At 61.0% G+C, this 16,566-nt stretch carries 15 protein-coding genes; 8 read left to right on the forward strand and 7 right to left on the reverse strand.

Features of this window, described 5'->3' with window-relative positions; all coding sequences use genetic code 11:
- Position 1 precedes the first annotated feature (1 nt).
- The 3 genes from ATK23_RS04875 to ATK23_RS04885 are packed head-to-tail and all read right to left on the reverse strand — an operon-like array spanning position 2 to position 1,572.
- A complete protein-coding gene (locus tag ATK23_RS04875) occupies positions 2-910 on the reverse strand; it encodes an SURF1 family cytochrome oxidase biogenesis protein (RefSeq protein WP_066138189.1) in 909 nt (302 codons plus the stop codon).
- On the reverse strand, positions 911-1,156 hold the full coding sequence (locus tag ATK23_RS04880) for a hypothetical protein (RefSeq protein ID WP_038990998.1): 246 nt from the start codon (positions 1,154-1,156) through the stop codon (positions 911-913). It abuts the gene before it with no gap.
- A complete protein-coding gene (locus tag ATK23_RS04885) occupies positions 1,156-1,572 on the reverse strand; it encodes a DUF3099 domain-containing protein (protein ID WP_157801634.1) in 417 nt (138 codons plus the stop codon). Before ATK23_RS04885 ends, ATK23_RS04880 begins: the two co-directional genes overlap by 1 nt.
- 179 nt (positions 1,573-1,751) lie before the next feature.
- Between ATK23_RS04885 and fabG the strand changes: the two genes are divergently transcribed.
- Both fabG and ATK23_RS04895 read left to right on the forward strand, forming a co-directional pair.
- Positions 1,752-2,510, forward strand: coding sequence for a beta-ketoacyl-ACP reductase (fabG, locus tag ATK23_RS04890; protein WP_174520595.1), 759 nt, complete (start codon positions 1,752-1,754; stop codon positions 2,508-2,510).
- Positions 2,511-2,544: 34 nt separating this feature from the next.
- Entirely contained in the window at positions 2,545-3,294 is a 750-nt protein-coding gene (locus tag ATK23_RS04895) for an SDR family oxidoreductase (RefSeq protein ID WP_066138191.1), read from the forward strand.
- A 158-nt stretch (positions 3,295-3,452) separates the two neighbouring features.
- On the opposite strand, the gene ATK23_RS04900 is transcribed toward ATK23_RS04895, so the two are convergent.
- Together ATK23_RS04900 and serB are read right to left on the reverse strand one after the other, a co-directional pair.
- On the reverse strand, positions 3,453-5,138 hold the full coding sequence (locus ATK23_RS04900; RefSeq protein WP_245858303.1) for a VanW family protein: 1,686 nt from the start codon (positions 5,136-5,138) through the stop codon (positions 3,453-3,455).
- A 224-nt stretch (positions 5,139-5,362) separates the two neighbouring features.
- Positions 5,363-6,283 (reverse strand): phosphoserine phosphatase SerB, encoded by a 921-nt coding sequence (serB, locus tag ATK23_RS04905; RefSeq protein WP_066138197.1) that lies wholly within the window; start codon positions 6,281-6,283, stop codon positions 5,363-5,365.
- Between the two features lie 189 nt (positions 6,284-6,472).
- Between serB and ATK23_RS04910 the strand changes: the two genes are divergently transcribed.
- From ATK23_RS04910 to ATK23_RS04925, 4 genes are all read left to right on the forward strand, one after another.
- Positions 6,473-7,258, forward strand: coding sequence for an ABC transporter ATP-binding protein (locus ATK23_RS04910; protein ID WP_066138200.1), 786 nt, complete (start codon positions 6,473-6,475; stop codon positions 7,256-7,258).
- Between the two features lie 31 nt (positions 7,259-7,289).
- A complete protein-coding gene (locus tag ATK23_RS04915; RefSeq protein ID WP_066138978.1) occupies positions 7,290-8,084 on the forward strand; it encodes a sulfite exporter TauE/SafE family protein in 795 nt (264 codons plus the stop codon).
- Between the two features lie 4 nt (positions 8,085-8,088).
- A complete protein-coding gene (locus ATK23_RS04920) occupies positions 8,089-8,922 on the forward strand; it encodes a TrmH family RNA methyltransferase (protein ID WP_083515429.1) in 834 nt (277 codons plus the stop codon).
- 146 nt (positions 8,923-9,068) lie between these two features.
- Positions 9,069-9,326 carry a type B 50S ribosomal protein L31 gene (locus ATK23_RS04925; protein ID WP_038991006.1) on the forward strand — a complete coding sequence of 86 codons (258 nt, stop codon included), beginning with the start codon at positions 9,069-9,071 and terminating at the stop codon, positions 9,324-9,326.
- 431 nt (positions 9,327-9,757) lie between these two features.
- On the opposite strand, the gene ATK23_RS04930 is transcribed toward ATK23_RS04925, so the two are convergent.
- The gene (locus ATK23_RS04930; protein ID WP_066138203.1) at positions 9,758-11,356 is read right to left on the reverse strand and encodes an HNH endonuclease; all 1,599 of its coding nucleotides are present in this window, start codon (positions 11,354-11,356) and stop codon (positions 9,758-9,760) included.
- A gap of 170 nt (positions 11,357-11,526) precedes the next feature.
- Between ATK23_RS04930 and ATK23_RS04935 the strand changes: the two genes are divergently transcribed.
- Positions 11,527-12,582 carry a lipoate-protein ligase LplAB gene (locus ATK23_RS04935; RefSeq protein ID WP_066138206.1) on the forward strand — a complete coding sequence of 352 codons (1,056 nt, stop codon included), beginning with the start codon at positions 11,527-11,529 and terminating at the stop codon, positions 12,580-12,582.
- A 137-nt stretch (positions 12,583-12,719) separates the two neighbouring features.
- On the opposite strand, the gene pepN is transcribed toward ATK23_RS04935, so the two are convergent.
- Positions 12,720-15,365 carry an aminopeptidase N gene (pepN, locus tag ATK23_RS04940; RefSeq protein ID WP_083515464.1) on the reverse strand — a complete coding sequence of 882 codons (2,646 nt, stop codon included), beginning with the start codon at positions 15,363-15,365 and terminating at the stop codon, positions 12,720-12,722.
- Positions 15,366-15,495: 130 nt separating this feature from the next.
- On the opposite strand from pepN, the gene ATK23_RS04945 reads away from it, so the two are divergent.
- Complete coding sequence (locus ATK23_RS04945; protein WP_066138212.1) at positions 15,496-16,056, forward strand: hypothetical protein; 561 nt, start codon at positions 15,496-15,498, stop codon at positions 16,054-16,056.
- The last annotated feature ends 510 nt before the right edge of the window (positions 16,057-16,566 follow it).

Consider the following 16,566-nt stretch of genomic DNA (forward strand, 5'->3'; position numbering starts at 1 on the left):
GCTACTTCGCGGTGCCCCCTGGCGTATTCTCCGCCTCATCGAGCATTGCATCCTCGATGGCCTCGTCGGTCAGCGTGCCGTCGCGGCGGAACTTCTTCTCCGGCTTCGCCCGGATCTTGCGCACCTTGTGCATCGGCTCTTCCAAACCCAATGCCTCGGCTTCGGCCCGCTCTGCGGCTTCCTCGGCGTTCAGCTTCTTCTGCTGCCGGGCCGCATACCAGAAGCCGACGAAGGCCAGCACGCCGAAGATGTACCACTGGATCTCGTAGGAGAGGTGAGGGCCTTCGTCCATGTCCGGTGGATCGAGCTGCTGAGGCGCCTCGGCCGGGGCCGGGTCCTCTCCATACATCAGGCCGTAGGCGCCCTGTGCGATCTCATAATCCAGCTGCTTGGCATAGTCTTCGAGCTGGATGGAGGCCAACTGGCCGTCCGGGGCGCCGCGGTCCAAGCGGATTTCCGATGGCTTCAAGCGCACATCCACGGTTACCTTGCCCTTTGGCGGTGCCGGAACCGAATCCGGGTGGCCGCTTTCCTCGTTGCCGATCGGCAGGTAGCCGCGGTCGACGATGACAGTTTCGTCCTCGCTGGTCTTGAACGGCACCAGTACCTCGTAGCCGGGCCGGCCTGCCTTGATCCGGTTGCGCACGATCATGGTGTCCTCGGCGACGTATTCGCCGGTCAGCTCGGCGGTCATCCAGGTCTTGTCTTCGTCGAGATTGTGGAAGTTCTCCAGAGCCTGCTTGCCGGTCGCCGGCTCAGCGAAGTAGTTGCGGTTGACCCGTTCGATGCCTTCCAGGACGGCGTCGCGGCGGTCATTCTGCCAATTGCCCAAGGCAATGCACGCGGAGGCGAAGATGGCGACCAGTATCAGCCACCCGACCCAGCGGGAGCTCGCCAGAAAACGATACATCTACTTGCCTTCTCCTTCGTTGCCCTGCATTGGCAGCGTTTCCTTGTAGAGCAGCCGTTCCTTGAGGTAATTTTCGAGCCAGTCGCGATGTTCTTCGCAGGCCAGCCAGATTTTGCGCCGGTCCGGGGTATGGATTTTCGGATTGTTCCACAGCAGCTGGTAGTCGGCGCCTTGCCGGCAGCCCTTTCGCGAGCACTGGATTTCGGCGGCAGCGGGGAGGCCGCCTAGCGAACCTAGCAGATCCACTAGTCCTCCTTGGGGGAAGTTGTCGGGTGTTGCACTGGTTCCTCGTCATCGGCAAAGTTGCCGTCAATCACCTCTGGTTCCCGCTCCTGCTGCTGTGCGGTGTCCTTCGGCGCGTCGAGTTGATGGGCATCGGGCGCCCTGTAGAACTCGGCTGGCGGTTCACGCTTGGTCAGATCCGCACCTCCATTGGCGATCACCACAGCGATGTAGGGCAGGACCACTGCGCCGACCAGCAGGACCCAGCGAAGCCAGCCGTCGAAAAAGAAGGCGAGAACGAAGCAGACCAGGCGCACGGTCATTGAAATCGTGTATTTGCGCACACGGGTATCGCGCTCGGCGGTATGCGACTGGCGCGCTTCGGTAATGCGGTGAACTTCGGGTTGGCCGGAACCGTGGTTCATTGGCTGTGAGGACATGTAAAAGACTTCGCTTTGCAATACGGGATCTGCTCCCATTGTCTCACTTGTATCACCCAGAGGGTAATTTCTACGCGCTGTCGAAGCGGTAAAACTGGTGAGTAACTAATAGGATTGTTCACGGAGTAGCTACTTAACTAGGCAAAGTGCGCTTTCGACTGGCCCATGGAGGGTTTTCCATGCCAGGAACGCAAGCGCATGAACGGAGAAATACATTGACTACGGAACCAACCACTGGCCGCAGCGTCCTCGTGACCGGCGGCAACCGCGGAATCGGACTTGCTATTGCACGCGCATTCGAAGCCAACGGCGACAAGGTGGCCATCACCTACCGCAGCGGCGAGGTTCCCGCCGGACTGCTGGGTGTCAAGGCAGATGTCACCGACAGCGAGTCCATCGACGCAGCCTTCAAGGAAGTTGAAGCTGCGCACGGTCCAGTGGAAGTTCTTGTCGCCAATGCAGGAGTCACCAAGGACACCTTGCTGCTGCGCATGAGCGAAGACGACTTCACCTCGGTCATCGACACCAACCTCACCGGCGCCTTCCGCGTTATCAAGCGCGCATCCAAGGGCATGATCCGGCTCAAGCGCGGCCGCGTCGTGCTGATTTCCTCGGTCGTGGGCCTCTACGGTTCGCCAGGCCAGATAAACTACGCGGCCTCGAAGTCCGGTCTGGTCGGCATCGCCCGCTCGCTGACCCGCGAACTGGGTTCGCGCGGAATCACCGCCAACGTCGTGGCTCCGGGTTTCATCAACACCGAGATGACCGCCGTCTTGCCAGAGGAAACCCAGAAGGGATACCTCGAAAGCATTCCGGCCAACCGCTTTGCTGAACCAGAGGAAGTTGCCAACGTCGTCCGCTGGATCGCCAGCGATGAAGCAGCGTACATCTCCGGTGCCGTAATCCCGGTTGACGGCGGCCTGGGCATGGGCCACTAGAAGTTTTAAGCAAGAGATCTAAAGGAGTATCACCATGAGTGAATTCAAGGGTGCCGTTGTTACCGGTTCCTCCCGCGGCATCGGTGCAGTCACCGCTCAGCTGCTGGCCGAGCAGGGCATTGGCGTCGTGGTCAACTACCGCGCCAAGGCCCCACGCGCCAACAAGATTGTCGCCGCCATTGAGGAAAAGGGCGGCAAGGCAGTGGCCGTCGGCGCAGACCTGACCTCGGCCGAAGGTCCGCAGGCTCTGGTCGACGCCGCCGTGGAGAATTTCGGTTCGCTGGACGTCGTCGTGCTGAACGCTTCGGGCGGCATGGAAACCTCCATGGGCGAGAACTACGCGCTGCGCCTGAACCGCGATGCGCAGGTCGCGATGCTCCAGGCTGCGCTGCCCAAGCTCAGCGAGGGCGGCCGCGTGGTCTTCGTGACCAGCCACCAGGCGCACTTCATCAACGAAGTCAGCACCATGGACGCCTACGACGCCGTAGCGAAGTCGAAGCGTGCCGGCGAAGATGCATTGCGTGAAATGATCCCGGAGCTCGCCGAGAAGAACATCACCTTCGTGGTGGTTTCCGGCGACATGATCGAAGGCACGATCACCGCAACCCTGCTCAACCGCCTGGAGCCAGGTGCCATCGACGCCCGCCGCGAAGCTGCCGGCAAGCTGTACTCCGTTGAGGAGTTCGGTGCCGAGGTAGCCAAGATGGTCTTCGCCGACGTCGAGACCGGCCACACCGAGCTGGTTGGCGGCGCGGGCGACTTCCTGACGCAGTCGGGCAAGTAGGCCCCGCAGCAACCTGCAGCAGCTGGCGGCCGGGACCCTGTTTCAGGGTTCCGGCCGCCAGCTTTTTCGTGCCGTGGCCGCAACAGCCGGCATGAAAAATCGCCGGGTACCTCTCATAAAGGAGGTGCCCGGCGATTCGGCTGGATCTAATCGGTGATCTAGTCCTTCGGCTTTTCGCCGCAGACGATCTTATGCCATGGGCTGTAGGTCCAGCTCTTGGTTTCGGCCGGCAGCTTCTTGGAGCCGTCGATGGTCTCCCGGTAACGGGTGATATCGATGCTGAAGCCCTTCTTGCCGCCGGATTCCGAGACGCACTTCTCGGCCGGGTTGTACTTGGTTTCCGGGTTGGTCAGGTTGTACTTCCCCGAGCTCTTCTGCGAGACATCCCAGTACTTGGTGGACCACAGGCGGGTATTGACCTTGTCGCCCGAAACCCATGCCTGGATCATCACGCCGTAGGGGGTGTTGTTCTCCCAGATCATGTCGATCTGGCCTTCCCACAGGGTAGCTTCGCGTCCTGCAGGGTAGCGTTCGAACCAGCGCGAATGCGGCTTGTGGGTGATGTCGTCGTAGCCGGCCAGGAAGCCGACGTTGTACATCTGGGTGGAGATCTGCGAGAGCCCGCCGCCAACGGCTTCGGTACTGAAGCCGCTTTCCACAACCCCGGAGCTGTAGTAGCCGTTGGCCACGGTGATCGGGCCCAGGGCTTCGAGCAGCGAGAAGCGTTCGCCCGGCTTGATGATGTCCCCGTTGACGCGAGCCGAACCGGCACGCAGGTTCTTGGTGCGCACGGTATCTGAGGCAGGGTACGGGGTGGAGAAGGTGACGATCGGTTCCTTGATGCCAAGCTTCTTCGCATCTGCGGTGGTGAAGTCCGCTTCCTTCTCGGTCATCTCGACTTCGGCAGTACGATTCTTGGCGGCCGTCGCTGCCAAGACCTTGGCACCGAGGCCATTGGTCTCCAGCGAGATGCCCTTGGAAGACTTGATGATCGAAGGCTTGCCGTCCTTCAAGACGATCTGCGCATCCTTGGCAGTGCTGGAAAGATCGGAGTTCTTCGTTGCCGCCTTGTAGAGCTTCTTGTCATCCAAGGCGATCGCCGGAGCGCCGTCCTTGGGCGCGTAGCTGGCTGCCGCGGCAATGGATGCGACCGAGATGGTTGCTTTCTTCTTGCCCGAGGCCAGGGTGACTTCGTCCTTCATCAGCGCCTTGACGTCCTTGTCGTAGAACGCCTGCAGGGTGTCGGCAGAAATCTGCGGCTTGATGACATCGGCTGGCAGGGCGATCGCAGGGCCGGCAATTTCCCAGTCATCGCTGATCAAATCGGCGGCTTCCTCGGTCTTCAGCGCGACGCCGTCAACGGGCTTGGTCAGCTTGGAGGTGCCGTCCTCGAATTCGATGGTTCCTTCGGCAACCTCGGCGTTGGCCTTCTTGGCCAGTGCATCGAGCTGCGCGGCCAGCTTATCCTCGTCAACGTCTACAGCAGGGGTGACGTGGAACTCGCCGGTGAGGCGTTCGTAGAGCTTGACCGGGTTGATTTCGTAGGACGTCAGTTCATTGACGGTGTCTTCAACGTTCAGTTCCAGACCGGCTTTGGCGGGATCCAGTGTGTACTTTTCACCGTTGACAGTGACATCCACTGGCTTCTGAGCCAGGGGGAGAACCTCGCGTTCCAGCTCGGCGCGAGCCTGGTCCTTGTTCATGGAACCGATGTTCACACCCGCAATGGAGGCGTTGGCCGGGACCTGGGAGCTGACAAAGGCTGCTCCGCCGAAATATGCTGCGGCTACGGCTGCCACGCAAGAACCGGCAATGATCCAAGGCTTGGCCTTGCCCTTCTGCATTTTCTTGTCTTGCTGAGAGTGAGTAGGCGTAGATGAGGAACTGTCCGGGGAGGGGGTCTGCACTGGTCTAGTAGCTCTTTCGAAAGCGATGGGGGCTCGGCGCGCGGCCAGGGCTAATGCCTCAAGCCGTTGCACGCATCAATAGAAATACTAACTGCTGGAACAACCGATCCAGATATCAAAAGCCCGTGAGCGCATAATCGTTATGCAGTTGTTGGATTCCACTAAGCCAAATCATCGAGAACCAGGTCGGCGATGGCATCCAAGCGCGAGAAGTCCAGACGCACGTCCGCTTCGTCGCGCAGGGCAGGCTTCGCGTTGAAAGCAACCCCCAACCCTGCGGCGGCAACCATGGCGAGGTCGTTGGCGCCATCTCCGGCGGCGATCGTTGCAGCCATCGGGATCTGGTGCTCCTGCGCCCAAGCGCGCAGCATTGTTTCCTTCATTTCACGGTCGACAATCTGGCCGTGAACGGTACCGTCAAGAATTCCTCCGGTGATCCCCAAGGTGTTGGCCAGCGCATGGTCCAGTCCGAGGTGGGCGGCCAGCGGATCCAGAATCTGCTGGAACCCGCCGGAAACTACGCCGACCTTGTGCCCGGCCGCATGGAACCGCTTGACCAGGGATTCGGCGCCGTCGGAGAAGATAATGCGCTGGCCTACCTCGGCGAGGACATCAACTGGCAGATCCTTCAATGTAGCTACGCGCTGGATCAACGATTGGGCGAAGTCCAATTCGCCGCGCATCGCGGCCTCGGTCACCGCAGCCACTTCTTCTTCCCGTCCAGCGTGGGCGGCGAGCAATTCGATGACTTCCTGCTTGATCAAGGTGGAATCGACATCCATCAGCAGCAGGAGCTGTGGTGCCTCGGTAAGCTCGGCAGGAACTGCAGCTACGCACAAGTCCGCGTAACCCAGTGCCCCGTCGGCGACCAGGGCATCGACGAATTGCTTGGCAGCCTGCTGCAGCTGCGCGTGATCGGCCTGCTCGATGCGGAATTTGGCAACCAATCGCGCTTCCTTGGTTTTGATCCGGCTTTCGTCGGCATCCGGAATCAGTCCGGCTTCCGTTGCCCGCTGCAGGACAGCGGCGAAGTCGGTGCGGGAAAGGGATGGGCGGGATGCGAAAACCAATGATGAAGCCATGCAACCATTTTTCATTGCCCCGGTGATTACGACCAAACATGACGTGCTGGCCCCGGGTGCAGGCACCGGTCCGATGGGCGCGAACTGGCATTGCAACAGGAGGCGATGCAGGTCAATCCGGCGATTTTTGGGACTTGCACGGCATTTCCGATTAGTGAAACAGGGGTGGAAAGTCTAATCTTGAATACCATGAGCGAAGTGCTAACTTTCAAAGATGTCAGCGTTGTACGCGGGCGAAAAGAACTGCTCAAGGACGTGTCCTGGGAAGTCAAAGAAGGACAGCGGTGGATTGTTATCGGTCCCAATGGCGCCGGCAAGTCGACCTTGATGAACATCGCAGCTACTCGGTTGCATCCCACCCGCGGTACCGCGGATATTCTTGGTGAATGCTTGGGCAAGGTTTCGGTCTTCGATCTGCGTCCGCTGATCGGCCTGAGCTCGGCCCTGGTTGCCAACTCCATTCCAGCCAACGAGACCGCGCTGAATGTGGTGCTCACTGCCGCCTACGGCATAACCGGCCGCTGGCGCGAGAAGTACGAGAAGCTCGATGAGCGCCGTGCTTTCCACCTGCTGCACAACTGGGGCATGTCGACCTTCATGAACCAGCCTTTCGGCAAGCTTTCCGAAGGCGAACGCAAGCGCGTGCTGATCGCCCGTGCCTTGATGACCGATCCCGAGCTGCTGATTCTCGATGAGCCGGCAGCTGGCCTGGACCTTGCCGGTCGCGAAGACCTGGTTGGCAAGCTGGCTGAACTGGCAGCCGACGATGATGCTCCAGCACTGGTTCTGGTGACCCACCACCTTGAAGAGGTGCCAGCGGGATTCACCCACATCTTGATGATGCGTGACGGCGAAGTCGTCGCCGCCGGCGAGATCGACTCCACGCTCAACGAAGAAAACCTGGAAGCAACCTACGGCGTGCCGCTGAGCCTGCGCCGTGAAGGTGGACGCTATTCGGCTTTCGCACGCAGCTAACAACAATAACTAAAGGGGAAAGCTCCACGTGATCGAATTTTGGCGTGAAGCCCTGATCTTCCTTGGAGGGCTCTGGGCCGGAACTATCAACACCGTCGTCGGGTCGGGCACCTTGGTCACTTTCCCCATTCTCGTGGCGTTGGGCACGGCACCGGTGAATGCCGTGGTCTCCAACGCCATGGGTCTGGTTGCTGGAGGCTTCTCCGGCGCCTGGGGCTACCGGCGGGAAGCCGCCAGCGTCAAGAAGACGCTGCTCAAGCTCGTGCCAGTCTCCTTGGCCGGCGGGTTGATCGGTTCACTGCTGCTATTGAATTTGCCGGAGTCGGTCTTCGGCATCGTAGCGCCGGTGCTGCTGGTTTGCGCGCTGGTATTGGTGATCTTCCAGCCGCGCCTTTCCAAGTGGGCCAAGACGCGCCAGGCTGCGTCCGGCGGCACCGATCCGGACGATGCCGACCGTGCGCGGATTCCACTGGTACTGTATATCCTCGTGTTCCTGATCGGTGTCTACGGCGGCTACTTCACCGCGGCGCAGGGCATCTTGCTGATGGCTGTCTTCGGCATCTTCCTGCAGGCCTCCCTGCAGCAGTCCAATGCCATCAAGGTGATACTGTCCTTGATCGTGAACCTTGTCGCCGCGATCATGTACCTGATCATCGCGCCCGAGCGCATCCACTGGCTCATCGTGCTGCTGATTGCTGTCGGCTCGCTGATCGGCGGTTTCATCGGTGCCAAGGTGGGACGCAAGCTCTCGCCGGGATGGCTGCGCGCCGTCATCGTCATTCTGGGGCTGATTGCCTTGGGCAACATGCTCTACAAGCTGGTGTAGCTTCGTGGCAGAAATTCTTAATCCTGCACGCATCTTGCAGGTGGCGGATCTGGAGGATCCCCGTCTCGATGAGTACCTCAGGCTCTCGGAGGCGCATCTGCGCATGCGCACCGATGTGGAAAATGGCCTCTACATCGCCGAGAGCACCAAAGTTGTCCAGCGTGCGATCAATGCAGGCCATGTGCCACGCAGCTTCCTGCTCGCTGAAAAGCATCTGGATCAGCTGGCCGAGGAATTCAACCGCTTCCCGGACGCGCCGATATTCATCGGGGACGACCGGCAGCTTCAGGACTTGGTCGGCTTCCATCTGCACCGCGGCGCCATGGCCGCGATGAATCGTCCCGAACCGCTGGATCTGGACGAAGTGCTTGAGGCCAGTTCCCGGATTGCCATCTTGGAAGACATCGCAGACCATACGAATCTCGGCGCAATTATCCGCTCGGCCTCGGGCCTCGGGGTAGATGCAGTGCTGCTCACCCCTAAATGCGTTGACCCTTGGTACCGGCGCAGCGCGCGTGTCTCGATGGGTACGGTCTTCGACCTTCCTTGGGTACGAATGCAGTCCTGGCCAGAAGATCTCCAGACGCTGAAGAACCATGGCTATGAGATGCTCGCCATGGAACTGACCGATGACGCGATCCCGTTGAACGAAGTGGAGATCAAGGCTAGGCAGAAGGTCGCGATGATATTGGGCAATGAAGGCAGGGGAGTCACCGATGAAGCTCTCGCCGCCGTTGACCGGACCGTCATCATCCCGATGCACCGTGATGTGGATTCACTGAATGTTGGTGCCGCAAGCGCAATTGCGTTCTGGCATTTGTGCTCCGCGCCACGCTGAGAACGTTTCTGCAGTCATCGATTTTGCGATAGGATGGACTGTCTGTGCTTTGAGGTTTCTACGTGGAGCCCTGAATGCGGGACACAATTTCCGAGTAAGTAGCTGCTGGCAAAATCCAGTGGCCATAAACAAAAAGGTGTATAGCTATGAAGGCTGATATCCATCCACAGTACGGCCCAGTTGTCTTCAACGACCTGGCATCCGGCGAAAAGTTCCTGACCCGTTCGACCGCTAAGTCGGATAAGACCATCGAATGGGAAGATGGCAACACCTACCCAGTAATCGACGTCGAAATCTCGGCAGCTTCGCACCCGTTCTACACCGGCAAGCAGCGCATCATGGACACCGCTGGTCGTGTCGAGCGCTTCAACGCCCGCTTCAAGGGCTTCGGCGGCAAGAAGTAATACTTCGCCCCTAGCAAGCTTTCGCGGCGTGTTTCCAGTTTCTGGAAACACGCCGTCGCTGCTTTAACGGACTGGCCATCACCGGATGCCGGACCTGCAATGACTGAAAAAAGTTCTCACTGAAAAATCGGCGGGACTCCGTTGAACGCAACGTGCGACGCGCCAGGTGTCTTGATCGCCAGGTGAAGACGTGACTGACTGAAAAATTCTGTCAGTGGCGAAGGCAGGGCGCTTCATGAGGCGAAGGCCGTAGAGGTCTACTGGTTGCGACAGCAAAAGTGTGCGCTGGCCTCTCGAAGAATCGATTTTGGCCGCATCGAGCTGGGCAACCGGCTCCATTGCGGTTGCCTGAAGGGTGTTCATGGGTGGTGTGGTGCTGCTGGTGACTGAAAAAGTTTGTCACCCAAGGTCGATCATCCGGGCTAGGGCACTCAGCCTGTTTCCCGTTGTCCGCCCATGTGCGGGGGTTCGGTTCCTGGACTCTTTTCCGGAATGTCGATGTGCGGCTTGAGCCCGAGTACCCTGCGCACTTCGGGCGTCAATCGGACATGAGGCAAGGGGATGACCCTGGGACGCTCCGGGCAATGATCGCTCACATGATCGAACTGATCTACGCGATTTACGCTGCCCGGAACCACAATGGAATTCAGGCCATGCGGTGTCACCCACATTTTTGACCCATCGGGCCGAGCAACAACTTTCCAGCCCAATGCGTGTTTGAACATTTGATGCTGCTTGCACAGGAGTTGGGTATTCTCCCTGATCGTGTGCCCTCCATGGGCCCAGTCGTCAATATGGTCAATCTCGGAGCGATCTGCTGGACGGCGGCAGGCAGGGAAGCAGCAATGCTCATCTCGATTCCTCAGCAGATCCTTGAGGCCCTGGGACGGGCGGTAGCTCCTGCGCTCGACATCTATTGCGGCGCCAGTCCACGGGTCGGTCAATACTCGCTGGAACGAAGGCGCATCCTTGGCCAACTGCAGCCCGGCGCCCAGCGGAATGGGACCGTAGCCTTCCAGATCGGCCACGGTCCTGGAAGGATCTGCCAGCATCTCGACCGCGGGAATAGTAATGGATACGCGAGGTTTCAGGGGTGTGCCTTCATGGCCTGGCCACCCATTGAGGATGATGTCGGCAAAGGCATCGGCTTCTATTTGCTCCCGGGTACGGGGATCCTCCGGATCGTTGTGCTGGTCAGCCACCCATTTCACGGAGTTCTTGATTGAATGAACCACAGCGGCGCTGTTGCAGTACTTGAGCGTGGACATTCCGTTCTCGTCATCCTGCAACGTAAGCCTGCGATGCTCCTCGGACTTCTTGCCCCTTTGCTCGGCAGACTCGGGGCGCATCCGGTCATGGAATCGGCGCGCGCGTTGGTATATAGCGTCATCCGACGCTGTCTTGGCCATGGGCAATAAGAGGTGTTGCATCTGGCTGATCTGCTCTGGGAGCAAGTCTTGTGCGTACTTCACAATGTCGTGAGCAGCCTTAACGGTGATCTCGCCTGCGGCCAGGGCCATGAGAGTGTCCCTGCAAACGTAGCGGAGTCCCTTGGCATGGAACATGCGTTTAGCTACCTTGCGCGGGCTCTCGCGCAGGGCGACGGACGCTTCCGCGATGAGGTTGGAGTTGATCACCTGATCGCTGCCACGGTCGATGCCGTAGTATTCTGCGCTTCGTCGCGCTTCGCGTTCCTCCTCCTCGGTGTTCGAGTCCTGCGTGGCAATGGTATCGGCCAATGATTCACTGACTTGTTCGGCTGAGTCGGCCAGCAGCACTGAGGTCAGCGCATCAAGGCTGCTCTGCAGGCGCTGGATCATTGTCAGCCGTTCGAGGGCGTCGCGAGGGCCATTGAGCGGCCCCGCGTCGTAAAGCCCATCGGCCATGCGTTTCACAGGACCATAGAACAATTGATGTTCGATGCGATCGCTGAAGAAAGAATCCTTGTGGGATTCTGTGCGGGTGCCGGCCGGGAGCAGCGGCAGACGATGCTCATCATCGTCGTCTTGGATGAAGTCGGGTATAGCCATAGATAATTCTCTGGCTGGGGTCGGACATTTTGGCGCGGAAATCCGCGGATTGTGGACGCCTTTTCGAAAATTTATTTGATTGTTATCGTTGGGGTGTTCGTCGACCGGGAACCGTCGAGTCCACCGCTGCCCGGATTCGACTCGCGGGTGGCCGGGGATAGAATGAAACCATGATGCATCATGGTGAATACAAGGTAGTCGGTGGCAAATTAGTCGTTGTAGATCTGGATACCGCCGACGGAGTGATCACCGAAGTGTCCTTGAATGGCGACTTCTTCCTGGAGCCGGACGACGCGCTCGACGACCTGAACGATGCGATCCGCGGCCTGCCAACCGATGCCAGCCACAGCACCATTCGCACGGCGGTGATCGAGAACCTGCGTGAAGGCGCAGTGATGTTCGGATTCGACGAGGACGCCGTTGCGCGCGTAGTACGTCGTGCGCTGGGCCACGCCACCAAATGGGACGACCACGAGTGGGAAATCCTGGGCCCGGAGATCATCCCCATCACCGAGCAGGTGGCGCTGGATGAGGTGCTGACTCGGCAAATCGCCAAGGGCACGCGCAAGCCGACGATCCGCTTCTGGGATTGGAGCGAAGGCGCCGTGGTCATTGGTTCCTTCCAGTCACTGAAGAACGAAGTCGACATCGAGCAGGCCGAAAAGCACGGCATCAAGGTGGTGCGCCGTATTTCAGGAGGCGGGGCGATGTTCATGGAAGCCGGCAACTGCATCACGTACTCGCTGTACGCCCCCGAATCACTGGTGGACGGCATGAGCTTTGCCGATTCCTACCCGTTCCTGGATGAGTGGGTCATGGAAGCGCTGGAAAGCATTGGACTGAAGGCGCACTACAAGCCGCTGAACGACATCGCCACCCCGGCCGGAAAGATCGGCGGGGCCGCGCAGAAGCGCCTGGCCAATGGCGCGATGCTGCATCATGTCACGATGAGCTACGACATCGATGCGCAGAAGATGACCCAGGTGCTGCGGATCGGCCGCGAGAAGATTTCCGACAAGGGCATCGCCTCGGCGGTCAAGCGCGTTGATCCGCTGAAATCGCAGACCCAGCTGGAACGCATGGAGATCATCAAGGTCATGATGGACACCTTCGCCAAGCGCACCGGTGCCAAGCCGGCACAGCTGGATGCCGAATCCCGCCAGGCGGCGCAGGAGCTGGCGGCCGCCAAATTCGCCACCGAGCAGTGGACCGAACGCGTTCCATAAGACGGCAGGATCCAAGGGCCCGTTCTCGATTCCGCATCGAGAACGGGCCCTTGCTTCGTTTCAGGCGGCAAAAAACCGGCCCTCTGCTTGATGAAGCAGCGGGCCGGCTTGGAGCGCCAGCGGCTATCGGCTATCGGCTAGCGGCTGGCGCGGCTGTAGGCCTGGGCCTGCAGCGAGCGCTGCAGCTCGGCGCGTTCCTCCAGCAGGATGCGCTTGAGTGCGGCCGGTGCGCCCTCGTGGCGTTCGAGCCAGGAGGTGGCGGCTGCTAGCGCCTCGTTCTGCTCGACGGAGCCCTGAAGGTCCTGGTGGCCTGGGTACAGCCCTTCGATCACGCGGGTGGCGAATTCCATGCCCATGGTCTCGAAGACCGGCAGGATTGCCGCCCAGTAGCGCTCCTCGAACGGGGCCAGCAAAGCGGCTGAACCCAGGGTGAAGCCCAATGCGGTGGCCGAGAGGGCGTCGTTGGACAGTTCGCCCTGCTCATCGCGGGCCATCAGCACGGTATCGAAGGCAGTTTCCTTGGCCTGCGGATCCGGGCGGGCTGCCAGCGCGGTGCGTACCGAGTTCTGCGCCACGCTGGTGGGGTTGGCCTTAGCGGCCTCGTGCATGCGTGCTTCGGCGGCTTCATCGAGCCGGCCGGCGGCGGCCAGCGCGATGTAGGAACCCCAGAGCAGCTGCTCGTCGACGGTGACCTGGTAGGCGTTGGGCTGCTCGCCGAGGAACGCATCGAGCACCTCGGGGGCCACGCCGGAGCGGGCCAGGCGGACCAGGGTGCGCGCGGTGGTGGTCTGCTGGTCGCTACCGGCCTCGAATTCGGTCAGCCATCCGGTGAGCGTTGCGGCTGCCTGCTGGCGCAGCCCGGCGCGCAGCTCGGGAGCCACGTACTTGGCGATCGCGGTGGCCAGCTGGTCGGTGAGCACCCCGAAGACGCCGGCATCGGTGACGGCGTGCGCGTGATCCAGGATGGCTTGCACATAGCTCTGCGCGTCGAGCGTGGCCGAACGCACCGCGTCCCACAGCGAGGCCCAGCAGGTGGCGCGCGGCAGCGAGTCGGTCAGCCCCGAAAGGTGGCCAAGCAAGGTGGCGCGCGAGACCGGGTCGAATTCGATCAGCGCGTAGGTCTCGTCCCCGTCATTGGGCAGCAGCAGGTCCGGGACCGTGCGTCCGATGAGGAAGTCCAAGGCCACCTGTTCGCCTGCCAGCTCCACCTGCACCGAATCGGTGCGCCGCAGCTTGCCCGAGTCCAGCTCATAGGCGCCCACGGAGAGCACATGAGGACGGGCGATCGGCGCTGCGGTAACCGGGTCGGTGCCCGACTGGATCAGCGAGGCCGAGGTGATGGTGCCCGACTCGTCGGTTTCGTACTGGACGTGCAGTTTCGGCACGCCGCTGGTCTTCAGCCAGGCGTCGGCCCACTGGCCCATGTCGCGGCCGCTGGCGGCTTCCAGCGCTTCGAGGAAGTCGTCCAGCGAGGTGTTGCCGTAAGCGTGCTTGCGGAAGTAGGCGCGGGCGGCGTCGCGGAAGGCATCGGCGCCAACGAAGGCAGCCAGCTGCTTGAGCACGGACGCGCCCTTGGCGTAGGTGATGCCGTCGAAATTCTGGTCCGCTGCCAGCAAATCGGGGATGTCGGCGACGATCGGGTGAGTGGTGGGCATCTGGTCCGCGACGTAGGCCCAGGCCTTGCGGCGCGCGGCGAAGGTGGTCCAGGCGGTGGTGAAGTCGGTGGCCTCGTCGTTGGCCAGGGTGCCGATGTAGTCGGCGAAGGATTCCTTGAGCCACAGGTCGTCCCACCACTTCATGGTGACCAGGTCGCCGAACCACATGTGCGCCATCTCGTGCATCAGGGTGTTGCCGCGCTGCTCGTACTGGCCTTCGGTGGCGTGCGAGGTGAACACGTAGCGTTCGGTGAAGGTGACCAGGCCCGGGTTCTCCATGGCGCCGAGGTTGTACTCGGGGACGAACGCCGAGTCGTACTTGCCCCACGGGTAGGGGTAGTCGAACAGCTCGTGGTAGTAGTCAAGGCCCTGGCTGGTCAGCTTGATGATTTCCTCGCCGTCGAAGTGCTCGGCCAGTGACGCGCGGCAGGTGGCGGCCATCTGAATGGACAGCTCTTCGCCGTCGGCCAGCTTCTGCACGTGCTCGCCGCGCACCACGTGGTACGGGCCGGCCAGCACCGCGGTGATGTAGGAGGAGATCTTAGGTGTGGGGGAGCAGACGACGGTCTTGGTGCCGTCCTCGTTCACGACCTCATCGACGATCGGCTGGTTGCTGGCCAGGTGCCAATCGGCCGGACCGGTGAGCGCGAAGCGGTAGCTGGTCTTCAGATCCGGCTGCTCGAAGCAAGCGAAGACGCGGCGCGCCTCGGAAGGCTCGAACTGGGTGTAGAGGTAGGTTTCGCCGTCCTGCGGGTCCACGAAGCGGTGCAGGCCCTCGCCGGAGCGCGAGTAGATGGCCTGGCCGGTGATCTTCACGGTGTTCGGCGCATCGGTGCGCAGGTTATCGAGGTAGATGCGCGCATCGAGCACGGCTGTGTCCAGGTCGATCGCGGTGCCGTTGACCAGCACCTCGGCCACCGATTCGTGGATGAAGTCGATGAAGGTCGCCGGTTCCCTGGAGCTGAAGTTCAGCGTGGTGATCGAGGTGAAGCTGGTGGCGTTGCGGTCGGCGGCATTGGCCAGGTCGAGCTGGACTTCGGCGAAGTGCCATTCGATATTCCGTGCGCGCCAGGCCGCTTCGTCGCGCCTGAGGTTTTCATTGGGTGCATAGCGTTGAAGTGTGTCCACCATCCCAGCTTAGCTGTGAAACGAATGCTTTAGGGTTTTTCCTGCTGGATTTCCACGGTTCTCCGGCGCCACGCCTTCCTGCGCTAGGCTTGATGGGTCTGTGCAAACACCTGTGAGGATGGAGAAAACAGTGGACGTCTTTATCAAAGGCCCTTCCAAGCGCGACGTAGCTGGCATGAAAGCGGCCTTCGGCGAGGTCCAGGGCGGCGATGTCCTCTCGGTGCTCTACAAGACCGAACGCTTCGGCAACTTCCTGATCACCGGGGCAGCTCACGCGACCGTGCTCGATGACGTGATGGTCGGCGGGTTGAACGCGGCCGCGGCGAAGAAGAAGGCCAAGGACGCCGAGGGCGGCGTGATCATGCAGCGCCAGCCTGACAAGGACGTGCGCGCCTTCCCTGCCGTCTTCGAAGGCGATTTCGCTCCGGAAGGCATCGAGGTTTCCGAGCTGTCGCATGGCGATCTGGTGGTGGCGTCCTTCAGCCAGGAACCATACGGCGATTTCGTGGTGACCGGGGTGGTGACCGAAGCCGAGAAGGACCGCGGCTACCTGATGGTCGGCCCGTGGATCCTGCAGACCGCGCAGGGACCTGCCACGCGGCTGCGCTCGGTGCAGCGGGTGGCGGCCAACGGCACGCATGTGGCGCCGGTGCCTACCCGACGCGGCCTGGTCGAGGTCGACGGGCTTTAATCCGCGAAGATTCCCGGGGGACTGGGGTGAATGAGCTGATCCGCCATTCACCCCAGTCTTCTTTTATGGCGTGGTGATGGTGGCGGTTTTCGCGTCTGGTTGTGGCCAATACCCGGCAAATGGTCCAAGAGATCAGCGCCATTCGCGAATCATGGAATACCCGCTCCTCTTCGCGAGTGAGCAGCAACGCCTGGAGGACCCTGGATCTGCTGATGCAAAAACCAGTGATTGCAGCAGCCTCCGCGGCCAGAGTCCGGGCGTGAAACTGCCAAGCATCTACCCGCCTCTTCAAGCGCTCACGAACTGCGGCATCTTGCAGTCCAAGAAGGAACACAAGCTCGGCCCAATCTGGCGCAGCGATGAGATCCTGCACGCTATCGATCACTGTGCTGAACGTGCCGGGCGCAACCGGCAGGTTCAATTCGAGGCAAGTCGAGCACAACCTACTGGAGGCAGCTTTCGCCAGCAGTTTTTGAAATCACGGACCCAGACGCATATGGATGCGCGACC

The organism is Glutamicibacter nicotianae (assembly GCF_002797775.1).
Lineage (GTDB): Bacteria > Actinomycetota > Actinomycetes > Actinomycetales > Micrococcaceae > Glutamicibacter > Glutamicibacter nicotianae.

What these genes read in the sequence shown, in the direction of transcription:
- ATK23_RS04875 (WP_066138189.1), bottom strand. Translation starts at nt 910, where the DNA reads ATGTATCGTTTTCTGGCGAGCTCCCGCTGGGTCGGGTGGCTGATACTG.
- ATK23_RS04885 (WP_157801634.1), bottom strand. Translation starts at nt 1,572, where the DNA reads ATGTCCTCACAGCCAATGAACCACGGTTCCGGCCAACCCGAAGTTCAC.
- fabG (WP_174520595.1), top strand. Translation starts at nt 1,752, where the DNA reads ATGCCAGGAACGCAAGCGCATGAACGGAGAAATACATTGACTACGGAA.
- ATK23_RS04895 (WP_066138191.1), top strand. Translation starts at nt 2,545, where the DNA reads ATGAGTGAATTCAAGGGTGCCGTTGTTACCGGTTCCTCCCGCGGCATC.
- ATK23_RS04900 (WP_245858303.1), bottom strand. Translation starts at nt 5,138, where the DNA reads ATGCAGAAGGGCAAGGCCAAGCCTTGGATCATTGCCGGTTCTTGCGTG.
- serB (WP_066138197.1), bottom strand. Translation starts at nt 6,283, where the DNA reads ATGGCTTCATCATTGGTTTTCGCATCCCGCCCATCCCTTTCCCGCACC.
- ATK23_RS04910 (WP_066138200.1), top strand. Translation starts at nt 6,473, where the DNA reads ATGAGCGAAGTGCTAACTTTCAAAGATGTCAGCGTTGTACGCGGGCGA.
- ATK23_RS04925 (WP_038991006.1), top strand. Translation starts at nt 9,069, where the DNA reads ATGAAGGCTGATATCCATCCACAGTACGGCCCAGTTGTCTTCAACGAC.
- ATK23_RS04930 (WP_066138203.1), bottom strand. Translation starts at nt 11,356, where the DNA reads ATGGCTATACCCGACTTCATCCAAGACGACGATGATGAGCATCGTCTG.
- ATK23_RS04935 (WP_066138206.1), top strand. Translation starts at nt 11,527, where the DNA reads ATGATGCATCATGGTGAATACAAGGTAGTCGGTGGCAAATTAGTCGTT.